Source organism: Pseudophaeobacter sp. A-200-2, from assembly GCF_041008815.1.
GTDB classification, from domain to species: domain Bacteria; phylum Pseudomonadota; class Alphaproteobacteria; order Rhodobacterales; family Rhodobacteraceae; genus Phycobacter; species Phycobacter gallaeciensis_A.
The window spans coordinates 223,247-244,554 of the sequence record NZ_JAXGFU010000008.1 but is presented as its reverse complement, the minus strand read 5'-3'; the positions used below and the strand labels follow the sequence as shown (position 1 = coordinate 244,554).

At 61.3% G+C, this 21,308-nt stretch carries 22 protein-coding genes; 8 read left to right on the top strand and 14 right to left on the bottom strand.

What is annotated here, in order from left to right:
- Positions 1-58 precede the first annotated feature (58 nt).
- The 8 genes from SM766_RS13995 to fabD all read right to left on the bottom strand — a co-directional run bounded on the left by SM766_RS13995 (position 59) and on the right by fabD (position 8,096).
- Positions 59-1,432, bottom strand: a complete 1,374-nt coding sequence (locus SM766_RS13995) for a DNA-packaging protein (RefSeq protein WP_368948181.1) — start codon at positions 1,430-1,432, stop codon at positions 59-61.
- Positions 1,329-1,676 carry a recombinase gene (locus SM766_RS13990; RefSeq protein ID WP_368948155.1) on the bottom strand — a complete coding sequence of 116 codons (348 nt, stop codon included), beginning with the start codon at positions 1,674-1,676 and terminating at the stop codon, positions 1,329-1,331. Before SM766_RS13990 ends, SM766_RS13995 begins: the two co-directional genes overlap by 104 nt.
- Positions 1,677-1,991: 315 nt before the next feature.
- Positions 1,992-3,146: an endolytic transglycosylase MltG gene (gene mltG / locus SM766_RS13985; RefSeq protein ID WP_065270417.1), complete on the bottom strand. Its 1,155-nt coding sequence runs from the start codon at positions 3,144-3,146 to the stop codon at positions 1,992-1,994.
- Complete coding sequence (gene fabF / locus SM766_RS13980; RefSeq protein WP_065270418.1) at positions 3,147-4,412, bottom strand: beta-ketoacyl-ACP synthase II; 1,266 nt, start codon at positions 4,410-4,412, stop codon at positions 3,147-3,149.
- Positions 4,413-4,685: 273 nt separating this feature from the next.
- Positions 4,686-5,429, bottom strand: coding sequence for a 1-(5-phosphoribosyl)-5-[(5-phosphoribosylamino)methylideneamino]imidazole-4-carboxamide isomerase (locus tag SM766_RS13975; protein WP_368948154.1), 744 nt, complete (start codon positions 5,427-5,429; stop codon positions 4,686-4,688).
- A 170-nt stretch (positions 5,430-5,599) separates the two neighbouring features.
- Positions 5,600-5,833, bottom strand: a complete 234-nt coding sequence (locus SM766_RS13970) for an acyl carrier protein (RefSeq protein ID WP_065273474.1) — start codon at positions 5,831-5,833, stop codon at positions 5,600-5,602.
- A 421-nt stretch (positions 5,834-6,254) separates the two neighbouring features.
- Positions 6,255-6,992: a 3-oxoacyl-ACP reductase FabG gene (gene fabG / locus SM766_RS13965; RefSeq protein ID WP_065270419.1), complete on the bottom strand. Its 738-nt coding sequence runs from the start codon at positions 6,990-6,992 to the stop codon at positions 6,255-6,257.
- Between the two features lie 171 nt (positions 6,993-7,163).
- Positions 7,164-8,096, bottom strand: coding sequence for an ACP S-malonyltransferase (gene fabD / locus SM766_RS13960; protein ID WP_368948153.1), 933 nt, complete (start codon positions 8,094-8,096; stop codon positions 7,164-7,166).
- 188 nt (positions 8,097-8,284) lie between these two features.
- Between fabD and SM766_RS13955 the strand changes: the two genes are divergently transcribed.
- On the top strand, positions 8,285-9,541 hold the full coding sequence (locus tag SM766_RS13955; RefSeq protein WP_368948152.1) for a cytochrome b/b6 domain-containing protein: 1,257 nt from the start codon (positions 8,285-8,287) through the stop codon (positions 9,539-9,541).
- 378 nt (positions 9,542-9,919) lie between these two features.
- On the opposite strand, the gene SM766_RS13950 is transcribed toward SM766_RS13955, so the two are convergent.
- A complete protein-coding gene (locus SM766_RS13950) occupies positions 9,920-10,495 on the bottom strand; it encodes a YceI family protein (protein WP_274839125.1) in 576 nt (191 codons plus the stop codon).
- A 193-nt stretch (positions 10,496-10,688) separates the two neighbouring features.
- Positions 10,689-11,216, bottom strand: coding sequence for a hypothetical protein (locus tag SM766_RS13945; protein WP_368948151.1), 528 nt, complete (start codon positions 11,214-11,216; stop codon positions 10,689-10,691).
- Between the two features lie 321 nt (positions 11,217-11,537).
- Here SM766_RS13945 and rpsF point away from each other — a divergent pair, with 321 nt between their 5' ends.
- The 5 genes from rpsF to SM766_RS13920 all read left to right on the top strand — a co-directional run bounded on the left by rpsF (position 11,538) and on the right by SM766_RS13920 (position 14,435).
- Positions 11,538-11,891, top strand: a complete 354-nt coding sequence (gene rpsF, locus SM766_RS13940; RefSeq protein ID WP_065270423.1) for a 30S ribosomal protein S6 — start codon at positions 11,538-11,540, stop codon at positions 11,889-11,891.
- A gap of 28 nt (positions 11,892-11,919) precedes the next feature.
- Complete coding sequence (rpsR, locus tag SM766_RS13935) at positions 11,920-12,147, top strand: 30S ribosomal protein S18 (RefSeq protein ID WP_005982441.1); 228 nt, start codon at positions 11,920-11,922, stop codon at positions 12,145-12,147.
- Between the two features lie 11 nt (positions 12,148-12,158).
- Positions 12,159-12,782, top strand: coding sequence for a 50S ribosomal protein L9 (gene rplI / locus SM766_RS13930; protein WP_065270424.1), 624 nt, complete (start codon positions 12,159-12,161; stop codon positions 12,780-12,782).
- Between the two features lie 146 nt (positions 12,783-12,928).
- Positions 12,929-13,291: a hypothetical protein gene (locus SM766_RS13925; protein WP_274829187.1), complete on the top strand. Its 363-nt coding sequence runs from the start codon at positions 12,929-12,931 to the stop codon at positions 13,289-13,291.
- A gap of 679 nt (positions 13,292-13,970) precedes the next feature.
- Positions 13,971-14,435 carry a lytic transglycosylase domain-containing protein gene (locus SM766_RS13920; RefSeq protein ID WP_065270426.1) on the top strand — a complete coding sequence of 155 codons (465 nt, stop codon included), beginning with the start codon at positions 13,971-13,973 and terminating at the stop codon, positions 14,433-14,435.
- 102 nt (positions 14,436-14,537) lie between these two features.
- Here the strand turns inward: SM766_RS13920 and tig are convergent, their stop codons facing one another.
- The 4 genes from tig to SM766_RS13900 all read right to left on the bottom strand — a co-directional run bounded on the left by tig (position 14,538) and on the right by SM766_RS13900 (position 19,294).
- Entirely contained in the window at positions 14,538-15,869 is a 1,332-nt protein-coding gene (tig, locus tag SM766_RS13915; protein WP_065270427.1) for a trigger factor, read from the bottom strand.
- Between the two features lie 219 nt (positions 15,870-16,088).
- Positions 16,089-17,207, bottom strand: coding sequence for a porin (locus tag SM766_RS13910; protein ID WP_274834305.1), 1,119 nt, complete (start codon positions 17,205-17,207; stop codon positions 16,089-16,091).
- A 514-nt stretch (positions 17,208-17,721) separates the two neighbouring features.
- Complete coding sequence (locus SM766_RS13905) at positions 17,722-18,276, bottom strand: hypothetical protein (RefSeq protein ID WP_368948150.1); 555 nt, start codon at positions 18,274-18,276, stop codon at positions 17,722-17,724.
- A 97-nt stretch (positions 18,277-18,373) separates the two neighbouring features.
- On the bottom strand, positions 18,374-19,294 hold the full coding sequence (locus SM766_RS13900) for a LysR family transcriptional regulator (RefSeq protein ID WP_368948149.1): 921 nt from the start codon (positions 19,292-19,294) through the stop codon (positions 18,374-18,376).
- Between the two features lie 123 nt (positions 19,295-19,417).
- Here SM766_RS13900 and SM766_RS13895 point away from each other — a divergent pair, with 123 nt between their 5' ends.
- Both SM766_RS13895 and SM766_RS13890 read left to right on the top strand, forming a co-directional pair.
- On the top strand, positions 19,418-20,851 hold the full coding sequence (locus SM766_RS13895) for a form I ribulose bisphosphate carboxylase large subunit (RefSeq protein WP_368948148.1): 1,434 nt from the start codon (positions 19,418-19,420) through the stop codon (positions 20,849-20,851).
- Between the two features lie 43 nt (positions 20,852-20,894).
- Positions 20,895-21,251 carry a ribulose bisphosphate carboxylase small subunit gene (locus SM766_RS13890; RefSeq protein ID WP_274834310.1) on the top strand — a complete coding sequence of 119 codons (357 nt, stop codon included), beginning with the start codon at positions 20,895-20,897 and terminating at the stop codon, positions 21,249-21,251.
- Positions 21,252-21,308 lie beyond the last annotated feature (57 nt).

Here is a 21,308-nt window from a genome sequence, read left to right as displayed (position 1 = left end):
GATATGAAGATCCACGAAGTGCCGCGCCCGCCGGGGTCGCAACACCCCGGCCCCCGGATCAGAGCAGGCGCGCCCGTGGCAGGCGCAGAGAGGCGGCAGGACGGATCATCAATTCGTGCAGGGCCCAGACCAGCGCATCCAGCCGATCCGGCGATCCCTGGCCCAGATATCCGCGCGCCGTCATCTGGCACATCTGATCCTCCAGCGCAGCGAGCCCCGGCAGATGCGCCACCCGTCCCTGTTCATAAAGCGCCGCCACCGGTTCGGCCCGCGCCGCCTTTCCGCGCGCTGCGTGCAGGGCGCGAAAGGGCACCATTGGATCCACCTGCCGCAGTACGCTTTCGACCAGCGCGCCGCCCTGATTGACCTCGGCCACCAGCCGGTCGGCGTCGAAATCCTCGCGCGCGCGGATCGCCGCCTGGGCCCAGGCCAGCGGCTGCGCGCCCTCCTGGGTGCGGTCGGCCAGCACGAAGGCGCGCCAATCCTGCGGCGACCCGTCGGTGATGGCACCGGCCACCACGATCCCACAGGCGTCCGAGGATTTCCCAGCGCTGACAGCAGGGTCCACCGCCACCACCACCCGGCTCATCCGCGGCGCAGTCTCGACCCGGCCCCGCTCCAGCTGCTCCGCCGACCAAAGCGCCCCCTCCACATCCGAGAGCAGCACCCCGTCCAGTTCCTGCCGCCCCAGCCGCGATCCGGCATAGCGCGTGCGGACCTCTGTCAGGAAGGAGGGCGCCAGATGGGCCCGGTTTGCCTCGGTCGCGGCGTGGCTTTGTACCGTGCTGTCCCGCGCCAGCAACTCCCGCAGCAGCCGTGTGTTGCGGGGCGTTGTGGTGACGCACACCTGCGGGTGCGTGCCAAGCCGCAAGGCAAATTGCAGCATGTCCCAACAATCCCGACCCTTTTTCCACTTGGCCAGTTCGTCCGCCCAGGCCGCATCGAACTGCGGGCCGCGCAGGGCCTCAGGATCATGGGCGGAAAAGGCCTGCGCCATCGCGCCATTGGCCCAGATCAACTTGCGCTCGCTCGGCTTCCACGTCGGACGGCGATCCGAGGGAGAGCAAGCCAGCAACCCGCTGTCGCCGTGGATCATCACATCACGCACCTGATCGTATGTCTCGGCAATCAGTGCAACGCGCCGGGCCTTTCCTACGGCCATGGGCGTCGCCCCCTCGACCTGCGCCCGCAGCCATTCTGCGCCGGCCCGCGTCTTGCCCGCCCCGCGCCCGCCCAGGATCACCCAGCAACGCCAATCGCCCTCTGGTGGCAGCTGATGGGGATGGGCCCAGACCTCAAACAGATAGGGCAACGCCCGCGTGGCCTGATCACTCAGTCCCTCCAGCAGGCGGCTCTGCAACTGCAGCGGCCCGGAGGCAATCCAGGCGGCGGCAGATTTCAGCCCGGGCCTCTTCAAGGTCGAGTTCAGCATCCCCTGCGGCGGTGTCATGGGTTCGCTCTGCAATCAACTTCTCCACTTTCTGGCTGTCCCGGATCAGGCTTTCGAGCTTCGCCACCTGCTGCCGCTCTCCCTGTGTCAGCGCCTCTGCACCGTTCTGCATCAGAGAGTCGTGCAAGCCCTCCGCCTCGTTGCGCAGCCGCAGCAGCGAGGCCTGCAAAGACCGCAACAGGTCGCGGACGGGCCGATGCTCATCGACGGGGTCTGGTGTTGTCATGGGAATAATCGGGCCTCATACGGAAATGCTCCGGATGAGAGAAAGAAAGGACGGCCGCCGACATGCGCTGCGGGGCCGCCAAGTTTCCTTCCAACTGCAGCTCAACTTATACGGGTTTCTACCCGTCATGTCAAGCGCTGCAGCAGGTTGGTAGAACGGCGGCGCCAATCCTTGTTAGGCTTTGCGGCCCGTCGGATGCAAAGCGACCGGGTGTCCCGCGGTCAGCACGCAAAGAAAAAGGGCGCCAAAGCGCCCTTTTGTATCACTGTGAATGTGTCATCTGCCGCTGGGTGCCAGCGTCAGATAAAGGACGCCTCAATCACTGCTACGCTCTGCCTCGATCTGACGCCACTTGACCACGTTGCGGTTGTGCTCGGCCAGGGTTTCGGCAAAGGCATGGCCGCCCGTGCCATCGGCAACGAAGAACAGGTAATCCGTTTCATCCGGATTGACCGCGGCCTCCAGGCTGGCAAAGCCAGGGTTGGCAATTGGGGTCGGCGGCAGCCCTTCGATGACATAGGTATTCCAAGGCGTTACCCGGCGCAGCTCGCTTTGACGCAGACCACGTCCCAGCACGCCCTCGCCTTGGGTGACACCGTAGATCACCGTCGGGTCGGTCTGCAAACGCATGCCGCGTTTCAGACGGTTGGTAAAGACGCTGGCCACTTGCCCACGTTCCTCGGCAACACCGGTTTCCTTTTCGATGATCGAGGCGAGTATCAGCATCTCTTCGGGCGTTTCCACAGCAGCATCCGCAGAGCGGCCTTCCCAGGCGGCATTGATGCGCAGGACTTGACGTTCCTGCATTTCTGCAAGGATCGCTGCCCGCTCATCACCGGGCGTGACCTCATAGCTGTCCGGCGCCAGCATGCCCTCGGGCGGGCGCTCACCGGGATCGCCTTCAAGGATATCCATGGACTTTAGCGCCTCGGTCACCTGCCAGCTGGTCACACCTTCGGCCAGTGCGATACGGAACCGGGTGTCAGCTTCGGCCTTTTTCTCAAGGTATTCGGCAGGCGCTTCATCCTCGGCGGGGTTGAACTCTGCCCGCTCCACGAACCGGTTGCTGGCCGGATCCAATTCGCGCACCTCAGCCAGAACCCGGGTGACGCCGACGCGATAAACGATCTCGGTGCCGCAGGTGCTGGCGCCGCCACGGGTGATCTGATCGACGATCTCCTCCATCGAGGCGCCGGGCTGTACCAGGTAGCTGCCCGCCTTCAGCAGCGATGCCTTGTCGCTGTATTTCACACCAACCCGGAACAGGGCTCCGGAGGTCACCGCGCCCTGATCCTCCAGCGTGCGGGACACGCGGGTCATGTTGGAGCCGCTTTTGACGCGCAGGCAGATGGCCTGCTCCAGCGGTCCCTCAGAGGTGTATTGCGACTGGCCCCACATAATGACGCCGCCCAAGAGGAACAGCGCCACGATGAGGACCGTCAGCATGTTGGAGGCCAGTGCGCGCCACATTTATTTCGGCTTTCCGAAGATCACCGAAGCATTGGTGCCGCCAAAGCCAAAGGAGTTCGACAGGGCCACGTCGATCTTGCGTTCGCGTTTGGCGTTGGGCGCCAGATCGACCCGGCTTTCAATGGCGGGGTTGTCCAGGTTGATGGTCGGCGGTGCCACCTGATCGCGGATCGCCAGGATCGAGAAGATCGCCTCGATCGCGCCGGCCGCACCCAGAAGGTGCCCGGTCGAAGATTTGGTCGAGGACATGGTGACATTGCCCGCGTGATCGCCCAGCATCCGCTCAACCGCGCCCAGCTCGATGGTGTCGGCCATGGTCGAGGTGCCATGTGCGTTGATGTAATCCACGTCCGTCGGCTTCAGGCCCGCATTGGACAGCGCGGCCCGCATGGCGCGCTCGCCACCCTCACCGGATTCAGACGGGGCGGTGATGTGATAGGCATCGCCCGACATGCCGTATCCCAGGACCTCGGCATAGATCTTGGCGCCGCGCGCCTTGGCGTGTTCGTATTCTTCCAGCACCACCACGCCGGCGCCCTCGCCCATGACGAAACCATCGCGATCCTCGTCATAGGGGCGGCTCGCGGATTGCGGATCGTTGCCGTATTTGGTGCTGAGCGCCTTGCAAGCGTTGAAGCCCGCGATGCCGATCTCGCAGATTGCCGCCTCGGCGCCGCCAGCGACCATTACATCGGCGTCGCCTGCCCGGATGATACGGCTGGCATCACCGATGGCGTGCGCGCCGGTGGAACAGGCGGTGACGACCGAGTGGTTCGGGCCGCGGAAGCCATAACGGATCGACACCTGACCGGAGGCAAGGTTGATCAGCGAGCCAGGAATGAAGAAGGGGGAGACACGGCGCGGACCGCGTTCCTTGATCAGAACCGCGGTGTCTGCGATCGAGCTGAGCCCGCCGATGCCGGAGCCGATCATCACGCCGGTGCGCAGCAGGGATTCCTCGTCGCTCGGGGTCCAGTTGGCATCCTTGACGGCCATATCCGCAGCCGCCATGCCATAGAGGATGAAATCATCCACCTTGCGCTGTTCCTTGGGGGCAAGGAACTCATCGGGGTTGAAGGTACCATCGGTGCCATCACCGCGCGGGACTTCGCAGGCATAGGTGGTGGCGACGCCGCTTTCATGGGCATCGAACAGGGTGATCGGCCCGGCGCCGGATTTACCTTCCAGCAGACGCGACCATGTTTCTTCTACCCCGCTGGCCAAAGGGGTAACCAGGCCAAGTCCGGTGACAACTACTCGACGCATTCCATGCTCTCCTCTGCCTCGGCATTTTTCGCCCATCCAGATACCTTGGATTTACCAAAAGGTGCAAGAGCGCCGACGCAGGTCCGCGCAGATGGGCCGGTCGGACTGTATTGTCGGAGACCACCAAAGAAAAACACCCTACGGCCTGCTGCGCCGAAGGGTGTTTTCATTTCTTTTCAGCAGACTAAGCGACTGACCTATCACCTTGGTAGCCCGGAACATCCGCCGCCGGAGCCCGCAGAGCGCCGAAATAACGACCGCGTCATCGGTGCTTTAGCGAAATTCCGCGACGGGTTCGGGTTGCGGACGCACGGTTTCCAGCGCTTCCTCAAGAGTCAGCGTCTTGCGGAACAGCGCCCGCCCGACCAGGGCACCGGCAATATTGGGGATGTATTTCAACCGCGAAATGTCATCCACGTTGCGCACCACGCCGCTGGCGATGACCGGCGCTTTCGCCTCGGCTGCTAGGCCGGAAATCAGACCCAGCTGCGCCTCGACCTCGGACATGTCGCTGTCGATATCGGTGACCAGGATTGCCGCGAAAGGCGCGTTTTCAAAGGCGGCGATATAGGCTTCAGGAGAGAACGCACCGGATTGGCGCCAGCCTTCGGTCATCACCTGCCCCTGCCAGACATCCACCGCGAGCACGATCTGATCGGGGTGTTGCTTGGCCAATTCGCTGACCAGCGCCGGATCCCGCGCGGCCAGGGTGCTGACGGTGACCCGCCCGGCACCAAGGTCGATCCAGTGCTCGACCTGCTCGCGGCTTCGCAGGCCACCCCCCAGTTGCACCGGAATGCCGACGCTGCGGATGATTTCCTCGACCAGCGCAGCATTGGAATCATCGCCCTGCACCGCATTGAAGTCGGTCAGGTGCATCCATTCCGCCCCGGCGGCCGCAAAATCCTTGGCCGTCTTGACCGGATCCACATGCCAAAGAACCGGTTCCTCCAGGCGCCCCTTGTCCAGCGTTACGCAACCGCCGTTCATCAGCTCCATCGTGGGGTAGATCATCATGGCATAGGTCCTCCTAGCGGGTTGGATCAGGATATCGTCCCCAGCATACCACAGACTGGGGACGTCCATGATCACCTCGCCACAAAACCGTCTACCCTCCATGACGCAAAACGGCGCTTCCCGGTAGGAAAGCGCCGCCTTGGCATTCACAGATATGTGAATGACGTATCTTAGGAAGCTTCAGTGATGAATTTCACTGCGTCGCCGAAGGTCTGGATGGTTTCGGCTGCATCGTCCGGAATTTCGATTCCGAACTCTTCTTCAAAGGCCATAACCAGCTCGACCGTGTCCAGGCTGTCTGCGCCCAGGTCGTCGATGAACGAGGCATTCTCGGTCACTTTGGCTTCTTCAACACCCAGGTGCTCTACAACGATCTTTTTCACGCGGTCTGCGACGTCGCTCATATCCATTCCTCGTTTTTTCTTCAGGGCAATCTGCCCGGTTTTGCCCTTACCCGCTCGGGCTGGCGTGGTTTTGCCCGATCCGGGCGGTTGTGCCCCCGCCGGGCGGGGGCTGACCGAGACAGGGGTCAACCCCCTTCGTCAGCGGAAATATGGGCCGCCTATAGCACAGACGCGCCCAGAGGCAAACGTTTTCGCGCCGTTCCGGGTTATCCAGAGAACGGGTTAAAACGCGTGCTGCACTGGCAAATGGAGGTTGTGGGGAACGCCCACAAGCCCCGCGCCGCGGATTTCACCATAAAGTTTTTGTTAACAGATACTTGTGAAGGAGATCACCTCTGACGGACGCAAAAAAGGAGCCCGAGAGGGCCCCTTTTTCATCATTCTGCAACGCCGCAATCCGGCGCGGCAAAGCTATTGCCAATCACAGCATCGCCATACCGCCATTCACGTGCAGGGTGCTGCCGGTCACATAAGCGGCCTCGGCGCTGGCAAGGTATAGAACCGCGGCAGCGATCTCTTTCGAATCTCCCATGCGGCCTGCCGGGATCTGGGTTAGGATCGCGTCCTTTTGGTTGTCGTTCAGCTTGTCGGTCATCGCTGTGGCAATGAAACCGGGGGCAACCGCATTGACGGTGATGCCCCGGTTGGCCACTTCATAGGCGAGGGATTTGGACATGCCGACCATACCGGCCTTGGAGGCTGCGTAGTTGGCCTGCCCCGGGTTGCCGGTCGCACCGACCACTGAGGAAATATTGATGATCCGGCCCCAGCGCGCCTTCATCATGCCGCGCAGCACGCCCCGGCACAGGCGCATGGTGGACGTGAGGTTCACGTCCAGAACGCTCTGCCATTCCTCGTCTTTCATGCGCATGAACAGGTTGTCTTTGGTGATGCCTGCGTTGTTCACGAGGATATCAACGGAGCCCATTGCCTCGGCCGCCTGTTTCGGCAGCGCTTCGACGGCGTCCGCGTCGCTAAGATTGCAAGGCAGCACAAAGGCGCGCTCGCCCAGTTCCTCGGCTAGGGCCTTCAACGGCTCTTCGCGGGTGCCGGAAAGGGCAACAGTGGCGCCAGCAGCATGCAGCGCGCGGGCGATATCGCCGCCAATACCGCCGGATGCGCCGGTGATAAGGGCAGTCTTGCCAGTCAGATCAAACATGTTCTTTTCCTCAAGTCTTTGAACGGCCTCATGCAGAGACGCTATTTATGGTCTTCTCCCGGCGCGCAAGCCTCGGGACGCGTCCGCCCGCCCCATGGCGGGCGCGTTTGCGCCCACCCGGGCGACCACGTCCCGCCGGGCAACCGGCAGACATATCGCTCAGGCCGCGCGTCAGCCTTCAACCGCAGCTTTAACGCCCTCGGCGGTGCCGAACTGACGGCAAGTCAGGCTGCGGTCGATCTTGCGGATCATACCGGACAGGGCCTTGCCCGCGCCGATTTCCCAGAACTCGGTCACACCTTTGGCGGCCATCGCCTGCACGCTTTCGCGCCAGCGCACCGAACCGGTGACCTGCTCGACCAGCAGCTGGCGGATGGTATCGGGATCGGTCACCTCATCAGCGCGCACATTGGCGATCAGCGGCACGGCAGGGGCTTTGATCTCAACACCAGCCAAGGCCTCGGCCATCACATCGGCGGCAGGCTGCATCAGCGCGCAGTGGAATGGGGCACTGACCGGCAGCATCACGGCGCGCTTGGCGCCCTTTTCCTTGGCAATCACTGCGGCGCGCTCAACAGCGGCCTTGGATCCGGAGACCACAACCTGCGTCGGGTCGTTATCATTGGCAGCCTGGCAAACCTCACCCTGAGCGGCCTCTTCGGCAACAGCACGGACCGCGTCAAGATCCAACCCCAGGATCGCGGCCATGGCGCCCTCGCCCACCGGCACGGCGTCCTGCATGGCAGCGCCGCGGGTGCGCAGCAGACGCGCGGTATCGGCAACCGAGATCGCCCCGGCGGCAGCCAGCGCGGAATATTCCCCCAGCGAATGCCCAGCCACAAAAGCGGCCTTGTTGATGGTGACACCTTCGGTCTCAAGTGCGCGCATCGCGGCCATGGAGGTCGCCATCAGCGCCGGCTGGGCATTGCGAGTCAGGGTCAGGGTTTCGATATCACCCTCCCAGATCAGGTTGCTGAGGGATTCCCCCAGCGCCGCGTCGACCTCGTCAAACACCGCTTTTGCGGCGGGATAGGCCTCGGCCAACTCCTTGCCCATGCCGATTGTCTGGGCACCCTGCCCGGGAAACACGAATGCGACAGTCATCAAAGACCCCATCTTTATTTGCCATTTCAGCCGGTTTAGACGCAGCTGACCCTGCGTACAAGGGATCTGCGCCCGATGCCGCGTCAGCGCACCTCCCATGTGCACCGGTTGACAGCTGCCCGCATTGCATGCGCGCCCCCGCACGGTAGGCTGTTGTTGTATCCCGTACCCAAGGAGGGTTTGTCCCCGTGTCCCGCCGCAATTCATTCTCCAGCTATGGCAGTGTCGCCAAGACGTTTCACTGGCTGACAGCCTTGCTGATCCTTGCCGCCTTCCCGCTTGGCTATTTTGCCAACGAGCTGGCACACACCATTCAAAGCCCAGGCTTTGACGGCGCGCAGGAAACCATTTCCCGCGCCACGCTGTTGTTTTCCTTGCACAAGACGGTCGGCGTTGCCGTGTTCTTTGTGGCCCTGGCCCGGATTCTCTGGGCGGTGACGCAGGAGAAGCCGGGGCTGCTGCACCCGGACAACAAGCCCGAAGCACTGGCGGCCGAAATCGTGCACTGGATGCTCTATTTCTCTCTGGTGGCGGTGCCGCTGACCGGCTGGATCCACCACGCCGCGACAACGGGCTTCGCACCGATCCTCTGGCCCTTTGGCCAGTCCCTACCCTTTGTCGCCAAATCCGAAAGCGTTGCCAGCCTATTTGGCGCGGCACATGGTATTCTGGTCTGGACCCTGCTGGCCGCGCTGGCCCTGCACGTGGCGGGCGCGCTGAAGCATCATGTGATCGACAAGGATTCGACCTTGCGTCGTATGCTGCCCGGATCCGGTGATATGCCCGTGCCCCCGGCGCAAAGCCACAGCGCCCTTCCTGCCCTTGCCGCCATTGCCGTCTTTGCAGTGGTCCTTGGTACCGGTGCGTTCCTTGGTCTCGACGACGACCAAACCGCCACAGCAACGCAGGCCGAAACCTCTGCAACGCAGTCCACCGCGAGTGCGGAAACCGAGACCGCAGATACCTCTGGCTGGCGCGTCGAGAGCGGCACCCTTGCCATCTCGGTTGTGCAGATGGGCAGCAGCGTAACCGGTCAGTTCGCCGACTGGAACGCCGACATCAATTTCGAAGAGCCGACTGCGCCGGGACCGGCTGGCGATGTTTCCGTCACCATCTCGATCGCTTCGCTGACCCTTGGATCGGTCACGGACCAGGCGATGGGCCCGGATTACTTCGATCAGGCGACCTATCCCACCGCAACATTCGAAGGTGAGATCGAAAAGACCGCAGACGGCTATCAGGCGGTTGGACCGCTCACCATCCGCGATCAAAGCGTGCCCATCACCTTGCCATTCGAACTGACCCTGGACGGAGACAAAGCCAGCATGCGCGGACAGACCACCGTCAACCGGCTGGATTTCAATATCGGTCAGGGCACCCAGGACGAAGGCACGCTTGCCTTTGCGGTGGAGATCTCGGTGGAGCTGGAGGCGACGCGCAACTGACCGCTCGGCTTCCCCCGATCAAAGCGCTTCTTTACGCGGGCCACACCAGTGGCCCGCGTTTTCGTTTACGCCATCGATAACCGTATGCGGGTACAAAAGGACGGCAGAGCCTCCGCATGGGGGCGGCCCCGACAGGTACAGCCTCCACGGTGCAATGAAGCCAAGGGAATGAAAACCCGTACCTGTTGTCCTCCACGCCATAATCGGGGACGCAGCAGGGATCCTACGGCTCCCGCTGAGATGCCTCCCTGCCCGCGGCTCCTCCGGCCATCGCTAGAGCCTATTGAGGCCCTCCAGAGCGCACCACACCAGCGCGCACAAAAAAACCGCCGGTTCCAGACTGGAACCGGCGGCGGATCTTACGATCGAGTCAGTAGCTTATTCAGCTTTCATCGCTTCGATGGAGATCTGAACCTGGACTTCATCGCTGACGTAAGGAGCGAATTTTTCCAGACCGTAGTCACTGCGCAGCAGCGTGGTGGTTGCATTGAAACCCGCCCAGGGCTTGCCCGCCATCGGGTGATCACCCGACTGGTTCAGCTTGGCATCCAGCACGACAGATTTGGTCACACCGTTCAGTGTCAGATCGCCGGTGATGTGCGCGGTGTTCTCGCCGGACACGTGGATCTCGGTGGAGGTGAAGGTCACCATTTCATCTTCGGTTGCCGCAAAGAAGTCATTGGACATGAAGTGATCGAAACGCGCCTGCCAGCCGGTCAGCATCGACATCACGGGCATCGACACGGAAACGCTGGAGGCTGCCGGATCTTCCTTGTCGAACATGATCTCGCCTTCAAACCCCGAGAACATGCCCCAAGTGGTCGAAAAGCCGAGGTGGTTGTAGTTGAACACCACCTGGCTGTGGCTGGAATCCAGCACGTATTTTTCAGGCGCGGCGACAGCGGCGGTGGCGGCGGCGCCGGTCAGGGCGGCGGCAAGCAGAAGGTTTTTCATCGTCAGAGGACTCCGTTGGAACGAATTTTGTATGCCCAACACCTGTGCCACCGGGCGACGAAATGAAACTGGCAATTTTCCACATTGTCTGTTCCTAACCGAACAGTTACCCGCGAACCGAGAAGTTGTCCGTTTGATTGCAATACCTTACCGAGCAACCGCGAAAATTCTGCGCCTATTTTTCAAGCGGTTTTCAGGTCAGCAGCGGCACAGATCCGCTGAGCTGATCGCGCAACAGGCTGCGGGACTGCACAGTACTCAGCGGCACCTCGAACAACAGGCTGCCATCCGCCTCGAACAACTGAACCGTGGCCGAGGTCAGCCGTGCTGCCCCAAGGCTGTCGTAGCGGCGGCGCAGAATAGTCCGGACCGCGCCTTGGCTATTGGTTCTCAGCACCCGCAATTCCCGCCGCACCGGATCGAAACACACTTCTGTCCCGGGCCGCAGGGGCCGTATGGTCAGCAGAACCATCCCCAGAAAGAAAAAGACCACGCAAACGCCCACCCGGATCACTTTGTCCCCCGGGTGCATCATTTCCGCGTTCATCATCCACAGCCCTCCCGCGCAGAGCAATAAAGCCACGCCCAGCATCTGCAGCAGCATCCGCCGCATCGGCCAATTCGCTTTGAACCCCAGCACAAGCGACCCGCCCCTCATGGCGCCAGGGGCTGTGGCAAAGGATCCGGGAATGACGGGATGCGGTATCTGGGCTAGGCGCATGGGGTCCTCACTGTAGCTGGCCGGGCAAACCGACGCTCGTTAATGCTTGATTAACCACGTTGAAGCCGATGAATGCGGCAGTATTTTGACCAAACCAAGGGGGTTTCCCGCACGCCACAGTGGCCTTAAGCATGACCTTAGGCCGGGCCACGAGTGATCGCAGGCGTAGCCCTGCGTTTATCCCTTGCTCTTATCGGCAAAGCCTGTATATCGGGGCTTCCTTCCGCACGACATTCGATCCGCGCAGACTCTCGTGACAGGGCCGCGGAAGGCTACATCGCCCCGTCTATGAAATGCGCCTAGACACAAACAGGAGTTCGCATGCCCCTCTATGAGCATGTAATGATTGCGCGTCAGGACCTGTCCAACTCGCAAGCTGAAGGCCTCATCGAACACTTCGGTGCTGTTCTGTCCGACAACGGCGGTAAGCTGGTCGACCAGGAGTACTGGGGCGTCAAGACGATGGCCTACAAGATCAACAAGAACCGTAAAGGCCACTATGCCTTCCTGAAGACCGACGCACCGTCTGCGGCGATTCAGGAAATGGAACGCCTGATGCGCCTGCATGACGACGTCATGCGTGTTCTGACCATCAAGGTCGACGAACACGACGAAGGCCCCTCGGTCCAGATGCAGAAGCGTGACGACCGTGAAGGTCGCCGTGAACGCCGCTGATCAACGCTTGAGAAAAGGACGCTAAACCATGGCAGCCAAACCGTTTTTCCGCCGCCGCAAAGTGTGCCCCTTCTCGGGCGACAATGCGCCGAAGATCGATTACAAAGACACCCGTCTTCTGCAGCGCTACATCTCTGAGCGCGGCAAAATCGTTCCCTCCCGTATCACCGCCGTTTCGGCGAAGAAGCAGCGTGAACTGGCCCGCGCCATCAAGCGCGCCCGCTTCCTCGCCCTGCTGCCCTACGCCGTGAAGTAAGGAGACCTGACATGCAAGTTATCCTTCTTGAACGTGTGGCCAAGCTGGGTCAGATGGGCGACGTCGTAGACGTCAAACCCGGTTACGCCCGTAACTACCTGCTGCCGCAGAGCAAGGCCAAAGTTGCTTCCGAAGCCAACATCGCCTCTTTTGAAGCCCAGAAAGCGCAGCTGGAAGCGCGCAACCTGGAGACCAAGAAAGAAGCCGAAGCCCTGGGCGAAAAGTTCGACGGACAGCAGTTCATCGTGATTCGCTCCGCTTCCGATGGCGGCAACCTCTACGGCTCGGTCACCCCGCGTGACGCAGCCGACGTTGCCACCGAGGAAGGCTTCTCGGTCGACCGCAAGCAGGTCATCATCCGCGAGCCGATCAAGACCCTTGGTCTGCACGTGGCCGAAGTGCACCTGCACCCGGAAGTCATGGTCACCATCAAGCTGAACGTGGCCCGCTCGCCGGAAGAAGCCGAACTGCAAGCCTCGGGTAAATCGATCCAGGAGCTGGCCGCCGAAGAGGAAGCCGCTGCTGAATTCGAAATCTCCGAGCTGTTCGACGACATCGGTTCCGCTGCCTCCGACGATGAGGACGAAGGCGAAGCCGCTCCGGCCGCGACCGGCGACGAAGAGACCAACGCCTGATCCCAGCGGATCACAGCGAGAGAACACGAAGGCCGCGCCCCATATGGGCGCGGCCTTTTCCTTTGCCAGACAGCACACTGGCCATGATGGACCTTCCTGCCTACAGTGAATGGGCAAGAGATGCATTTGGACAAAGGAGAAACCCGATGATGCTGAGAACCATCGCGATTGCAGGGCTATGCGCCGCGACCCTTTCCGGATGCGACACGCCATCGGTTGACGCGCCCTTGTCGCTGGCCGGAACTCCGGGCCCGAACTATCAAACGGATCTGGCACAATGTCAGGCCTCGGCCCGTCAGATCGGACAAGGCCACATCGGAACAAGCGCCGCACTTGGAGGTGCAGGCGGTGCCTTGGTGGGGGCGACCGAAAATAGCGACAAGGCGCTTGTTGGCGCGATTGCCGGCGCCATGGCTGGTGCCGCCGTAGGCGACATCCAGGTCAAACAGGCCCAGCGTGACTACGTGATCCGCTGCATGCAGAACCGCGGCCATCCAGTGACCGGCTGATCGCGGATTTCCGCCACATGGGCTGATGAGGTCGGCGGGAACCAGCTGGGTCCCGCCCCCGGCAAGCGCGCCTGCTGCGCTGCGCGGGGGCCTTGCACGCCCTTTCAGTTCTCGGGCGGCGTCTGCTCTGGCGGGTTCGGCTTTGATTCAGCCGGTGCTTCAGCCAATGATGCGAAACTCATTTGCGCTGTTATTATGGACCGCTCAGCTTATTGGGACCGCGGAAAGTGGGAAACGGCCGCGGCCCCTTTTTACTGCTCGTTTACGGGCACCGCTACAGGCGAAAGCAGGGCACCCTTCCTGAGGTATTATTTTTGCCTCAATGCGCATGGGTATTCTGGCGTTTCCAGCGAAAATTAACAAAGCCTTATAAATTAGAATTGTTCGCACTTTTCCGCATATCGGCGGAGGCCTGCCAAAGCTGCCGACGGTACGTGCCAATGGCTCGATAACGGGACTTTGGCGCGCCTGCAACGGGCGCTCACACCGCTTTCAGCAGCCCTAGCCCCCTTCATGGATCGGTGAAGATTTGCCGATGAAACAGCGCTGCGCTTCCGCCCGATTGTGGCCATTCCCAAGCATGACTAGTCTGCCGTGACGGATCCGCTCTTGCCTATTGCCTCCCCAGACGGAGCGCCCTTCACGGATCCATTCTGTTCCTGTTGCCCGGAGTTCCCCGATGCACCGACGTCATGTCTTCTCTCTGCTGGCGTTGCCGCTGCTTGCCGCGGGCTGCGGCGCTGCCCCTCAGGCCGTCAGCCGCAACGAGCCGCCACTGTTTCCCAATGAAACCCCGGACCTGCGCAAGAAGATTAATTACTGGTCCGACCATTACGAGGTGCCGCGCTCTCTGGTGCACCGGCTGGCGGTACGGGAGAGCACCCATCGCCCAACAGCCGTCAACCGGCCCTACTACGGCCTGTTGCAGATTCTGCCCGCCACCGCGCGTTCGATGGGCTTCAAAGGCAAGCCACAGGACCTGTTGGACGCAGACACCAACCTTGAATTCTCGGTGAAATACCTGCGCGGCGCCTGGCTGCTTGCCGATGGTAGCGAGGACACCGCCGTCAAACATTACTCGCGTGGCTACTACTACGAAGCCAAGCGTCGCGGCATGCTGAAGGAAACCGGCCTGAGGACCTGAACCGGCTTGCGGTGTCCATGTGGCCCGCATTCCCTCTTTATCAGAATGAAAAAGGGCCGCCCCTGATGGGCGGCCCTTTCCATAACCACTGGAGGGAGAGGATTACTCCTCGTCCAGCTCTTCAACAGCTTTCTGCAGATCGTCTTTCGAGACCTCTTTCTCGGTCACGGTCGCCTGATCAAACACGTGGTCGATGACCTTGTCTTCGAAGATCGGCGCACGCAGCTGCTGCTGCATCTGAGCGTTCTGCTGAATGAATTCAAAGAACTGGCGCTCCTGACCCGGGTACTGACGCGCCTGCGCCATGATCGCCTGGGTCATTTCCGCGTCGGTCACTTCAACCTCTGCCTTCTGGCCCAGCTCGGCCAGCAGCAAGCCAAGGCGCACGCGGCGTTCGGCCAGTTTGGTGTGCTCTTCGGTCGCTTCGATCTCACCGTGGTTGTGGTCGTGAACGTCCGGGTTGTCCTCGTGCCACAGCTGGTGCGCGATCTGCTGTGCTTCGGCCTCGACCAGCGACGGCGGCAGGTCAAAGGAGACCAGCTCGTCCAGCTTGTCCAGGGTCGCGCGCTTCATCACGGCGCGGGCTGCACCTGCGTATTCCGCTTCCAGACGCTCACGGATTTGGGCTTTCAGGCCTTCCAGATCTTCGGCACCGAATTTCTTCGCCAGTTCGTCGTCGATCTCGGCGGCCTTCGGCGCCTTGACCTCTTTGATGGTGCAGGAGAACACGGCTTCCTTACCGGCCAGGTGATCGGCCTGGTAGTCTTCGGGGAAGGTGACGGTGACGTCTTTTTCCTCACCGGCCTTCACGCCGACCAGCTGCTCTTCGAAGCCGGGGATGAAGGAGTTGGAGCCGAGCGCCAGCGGGTAATCTTCGGCGGAACCGCCTTCGAAGGCTTCGCCGTCAACCTTGCCGACGAAATCGATCACGACCTGATCGCCATCTTCCGACGCAGCGCCCTCTTCGCGGGCTTCGAAATCCTTGGCGGTGTCGGCCAGGTTCTGCAGCGCTTCCTCGACGGCTTCGTCTTCGGCTTTGACAACCATTTTCTCAACCGAGATGACGGAGAGGTCGACTTCGGGAATCTCAGGCAGTGCCTCGTAGGACATCTCGACGTTGACGTCGTCGCCTTCTTTCCAGTCTTCGTTGGTCATCTTGACTTCGGGCTGCATCGCCGGACGATCACCGCTGTCTTCGAAGTGCTTGTTCATGGCGCCATCGACGGCTTCCTGCATCACTTCGCCCAGCATACGCTGACCGAACTGCTTGCGCAGCAGGGCCATCGGCACCTTGCCCTTGCGGAAGCCTTTCAGCTCCACTTCGGGCTGCGCTTCTGCCAGCTTCTCGTTGACCTTCTCGTCCAGCTCGGCGGCTGTGACAGTGATGGCGTAGCCGCGTTTCAGACCTTCGTTCAGCGTCTCGGTGACCTGCATCCTATACCTCATAGAGATTCGGGGCGCGCGCGCAGGCTCCGCCCCCAGACAATTTGAGGCCTTCTATGTGTCTGGGGCCTTCGGTGCAAGAGGCATTGCCCGCTTCGGTGCGACATTGGGCAGGTTTATGAGGGTTTCGTTGGGTGAAACCGACCCCGAAATGAAAAACACGCCCCGCAGGGCGTGTTCTCGTCTTTTAGCAGTCCGGATACCCGGGACTTAGAATTTCCAGCGCGCACCCGCCAGGATCACGTTGCTGTCCTGGTAGTTGGTCGCGGAAGTGTCCGCATAGGAGTAATCGCGGTAGGCCAGATAAGCTTCGACGTTGTACTTGTCGACTTTCTGAACGGCTGCGATGCCCCAGGATTCAGCAGAATCGCCCGAAGTAACCATGTCCGAACCATCGTAGTAGTCGACGGAGACGGAGGTGGAACCAGCCGAAATCAGGTTCGCGCTGTAGCCCAGTTTGGCGTAGGCATAGCTGCCCGCGATGTCACGCTCGCCTGCAGCAACGGTCAGCGACAGGCCGGTCGGCTTGTGCTCGACGCCGAAGGAGCCCGCGACGTCACGGATGTCTGCCTTGCCGGTTTCCTCGGTCCAGGCTGCGCCCAGAGCTGCGTCGAACCCGAAATCACCCAGCTCGTCGTTGCTGTAGCGCACAGCGACGTCATAGGTTTCGCGGTCGTTGTTGGTTTTCAGGATGTCGGTACCGTAGGACGCCGAGAAGGTGAAACCGTTGAAGTTCACGGAGTCATAGCGCACACGGCCAAGACGGCTGCCGTCATAGTCCTTGAAGGCGTCGCCGACGGACACAGTGCTCAGAGCACCACCTGCGGTGCGGAACGCATATCCGCCAGCCGGGTCGGCAACCGCTGTGCCAGCAGCCAGACCGGTGCCGGAAGCATCGGCGAATGCAATGCCGTCAGACGCCATCGAGCCCTGACCAGCCGAGAAACGGCCGTAACGCGCGGTGTCGAACTGGAAGTCCACGTGGCGCAGGTTGGTGCGGGACCAGCTGACGTTGTCGCCCTTGGACGTCTGGTTGACGCTGTAGGACGAGCGCAGACCAAATGCGGTTTCGAAGGCGAAGGTCAGCGTGTTCTCGCCGTAAGCCTGCTTCAGGCGGAAACCGATGCGGGAGTTGGAACCGGAGTTGTCCACGAGACGGCTGTAGGTTTCAGCGCCATCATCGTAGTACTGGAACGCCGGGTCGAACTGGCCGTACCAGGTGAACGACCCGCCGGTGCTGTTTTCATAAGTCGGGCCTGCAAATGCAGGAGCGGCAAGCATCGCAGCCACGGTGGCAGCAATGGCTCTGGTTGTGAGTGTGGTGGTCATAAAGATGTCTCCTGACGTTTCGACGCGGCACGGCAGCCCCATCCCCGGCGGCTGCACCTCATACGTTGATTACCAAGGGCGTCTTCGCCGCAGCATCCTTGAAATTCCGGATGGACTGACGGCTGGAAACCCACGGCATGAACTGCGCGGAATGTTGCCAATCGCGCCCAGTGCCCGGCACCTTTAGGGCGATATCGCGTCTGTTTATGTGAGGAAGATCACACATCGCATGCGCTCAGCGCATTCCTGCCTTGATGGAAAAGCAGAGCTCCTCGCAACACATCAACTGTGCGTTATCACACTGAAAAATATCACGAAAAAGTAATCTCCTCCAAGGCCCGATTCAGCCCCGCCTCACCCCGCCAGACCGTCTAAGGGGAGATGCCATGAGACGTGCCCCCAGGTCGGCCCCATGCAAACCCTGACCGCAAATAAAAAGGGGGCGGAGGCCATTTCCATAGCCCCCGCCCCCCGGCATGTCCGCTGACCCGATCGGGCCCGGTTAAGTCCAGCGCTAGATCCGGTCGGCCTGCGACAACACAAGCGTGCCGCGATCGCCCCCCCGGACCAGAGCGATCGGCGCGCGTGGCGGTGCCGCCTGCTCCGCAGCGATATCCTCTATGTCGTCAAGAAAGCTTTCCAGAGCTTGGGTCGGCTGGCCAAAGGCCTTGGACATCTTCAGCTGGTCGCGGGTCACCTCAATCAGGTCCATCTTTGCGTTGCTGTTTCCACGGGAAACCTCATATCCGGACTGCGCGAAGTCCTCTTGTAGATGGGCCTGGAAGGCCGCGCCCTTGGTCGCCAGCATCATAATAAACTTCATGTCATCGAAACCTGCCGCCACCAATTCACCGGCCATCTGGTCAATTTCCTGCGGGGAGATATCGCTCAGGTCGTAGTTAGCGAAGATTGCATCAATCGCCTCTGCGTCAGGCGACTGCGGTGCAACATGGCTTGCAAAATCTTCTGTTTTCGCCTCTTTGGCCGCCCCTTGCCCCGTCAGGACATTGACAGACCTTGTGCTCGCCGGTGCATGGGTGGCAATCGTTGAAGCCTGTGCGTAGCTCATATTGAAAACCTTCTGCCATTCAATGAACCGCACACTCAGCCGATATGGTAAAAACCCCCTAAAGCGCGCGGGTATAATCGGCGGTTTTCCAAGAAAATTATTGTCCCGCCACAGAGGAACCCACGCCAGCCGCCCCAGTTCCCTCCCTCAGCTGCTGCAGAAACGCCTCGGCCGCCATCGTGGGCTGCTTTCCCTTTGGCCAAGCCACGTACCAATGACGCATGATCGGAAAGGACTTCACGTCAAGCTCCGTCAGATAGCCGTGGCGCAGCTCCAGCGCGACGGTAGCCCGGCTGAGCACAGACCAACCGAGGCCCGCAATCACCCCTTGTTTGACGGCCTCATTGGCGCCCAACTCCAACCGCACGGCGGGGGCTTTCCCTGCCTCTTCGAAACAGCGCTCGGCCGCCAGCCGGGTGCCTGATCCGCTTTCCCGGGTAAGGAATGGATAAACGGACAGGTCCGCCACACTTAGCCCCTGCCGGGTGGCCAGAGGATGATCAGGCGGCGCAATGACGATCAGCGGGTTTTCGGCAAAGCGTTCCACTTCGGCAGCCATATTCTGCGGCGGCGTGCCCAGAATATAAAGGTCATCCGCATTCTGAGCGAAACGGCTTAGGATTTCCTCGCGGTTGCAGACGGTCAGGGCAACCTCGATCCCGGGATAGTCGCTGTTATAGGCTCCGATGCGGGCGGGGATGTCGTATTTCGCGGTCGACACCACCGCCAGCCGCAACCGCCCCCGTGCCATGCCGCGCAGCTCCGCGAGGCGCATATCCAGATCCTCGGCCTCGCCCAGCATACGCTGCGCCGACAACAACACCACCTCTCCCGCCTCGGTCAGGAACAGGGTCTTGCCCATCCGCTCGATCAGCTTGTGACCGGTCTGCTCTTCCAGCTGACGCACCTGCGCAAAGACGGCCGGCTGCGTCAGATGCAGCGCCTCGGCAGCGCGAGTGTAAGAGAGGTGCTGCGCAACCTCTTGAAATATCTGCAATTGTCGAAGGGAATACCGCATATATACAGAATACCTTATTCTGAAACTAAAAACTATTCATTTCACTATATTTACCCTTTGTGGCCTTCTGATCCCAATGAAGTGGCCCGCCCCCGTTGGCGGCCAGGAGGAGGAAACAAGCCCATGAACATGCAAGCCCCAGCCAAGAAATACGATGCCGGCGTCAAGGACTACCGGTCCACCTATTGGGAACCCGCATACACGCCCAAGGACACCGATGTCCTGGCCGTCTTCAAGGTGATCCCGCAGGATGGCGTGCCGCGCGAAGAGGCAGCCGCAGCCGTGGCCGCCGAAAGCTCCACCGGCACCTGGACCACGGTCTGGACCGACCTGCTGACCGATCTTGACCATTACAAAGGGCGCGCCTACCGGATCGAAGACGTGCCCGGCCAGGACGAGGCTTTTTATGCCTTCATCGCCTATCCGGCAGATCTGTTCGAGGAAGGTTCGGTCGTCAACGTCTTTACCTCCATCGTCGGCAACGTCTTTGGCTTCAAGGCCGTGCGCTCCTTGCGCCTCGAGGACGTGCGCTTCCCGATCTGGTTCGTGAAAACCTGCTTTGGCCCGCCGCACGGCATCCAGGTCGAGCGCGACAAGATGGATAAATACGGTCGTCCGCTCCTGGGCTGCACCATCAAGCCGAAACTGGGTCTGTCGGCCAAGAACTATGGCCGCGCCGTCTACGAGGTGCTGCGCGGTGGTCTCGATTTCTCGAAAGACGACGAGAACGTCAACTCCCAGCCCTTCATGCGCTGGCGCGACCGCTTCCTGTTCTGCCAGGAGGCCATCGACAAGGCGCAGGCCGAAACCGGTGAGCGCAAGGGCCACTATATGAATGTCACCGCCCCCACGGTGGAAGAGATGTTCCAGCGCGCCGAATTTGCCAAGGAGATCGGCACGCCCATCATTATGTCCGACTATCTGACCGTCGGCTGGGCCGCCCATAATTCGCTGTCGAAATGGTGCCGCGACAATGGCATGCTGCTGCATGTCCACCGCGCCATGCACGCGGTAATCGACCGCAACCCCAACCACGGCATCAACTTTCGCGTTCTGACCAAGCTTCTGCGACTTCTGGGCGGGGACCACCTGCATTCGGGCACCGTCGTCGGCAAGCTGGAAGGCGACCGCAACGCGACCTTGGGCTGGATCAACCTGATGCGCGACAAATTCGTCAAGGAAGACCGCAAGATGGGCGTCTTCTTCGATCAGGACTGGGGCAGCATGCCGGGCGTCTTCCCGGTGGCCTCTGGCGGGATCCACGTCTGGCATATGCCCGCGCTGGTCTCGATCTTCGGGAATGATAGCGTCCTGCAATTCGGCGGCGGCACCCTGGGCCACCCCTGGGGCAATGCGGCAGGTGCTGCGGCCAACCGCGTGGCGCTGGAGGCCTGCGTTCAGGCCCGCAACGAAGGCCGGGAGCTGGAGAAGGAAGGCAAGGATATCCTGATGGCGGCGGCGAAACATTCGCCCGAGCTGAAATCCGCGATGGAGACCTGGAAGGAAATCAAGTTCGAGTTCGACACCGTCGACAAGCTGGACGTGCAGCACCGCTGATCCCTGCTCAGCCCTCGAACACATCACAACAAGGACCAAGACCATGAGCACCATTCAGGACTACCCCTCCCGCCTGTCGGATCCCGCCTCGCGCAAGATGGAGACCTTCTCTTACCTTCCGGAAATGACCAAGGACCAGATCCGCAAACAGGTGGAATGGATCGTCTCCAACGGCTGGAACCCGGCGATCGAACACACCGAACCCAGCAACGCCACCGGCTATTACTGGTACATGTGGAAGCTGCCGATGTTCGGTGAAACCGACGTGGACGCAATCCTGGCCGAGCTGGACGAATGCCACGCCGCCAACCCCAAGCACCATGTGCGCCTTCTGGGATATGACAACTTCACCCAAAGCCAGGGCGCCAATATGGTCGTCTACCGCGGCGAGATGGTCTGATGCCCCTTTGCTGCCCGGCGCTCCCTCGTGCCGGGCAGCAAATTCCAAGCCCAGCAG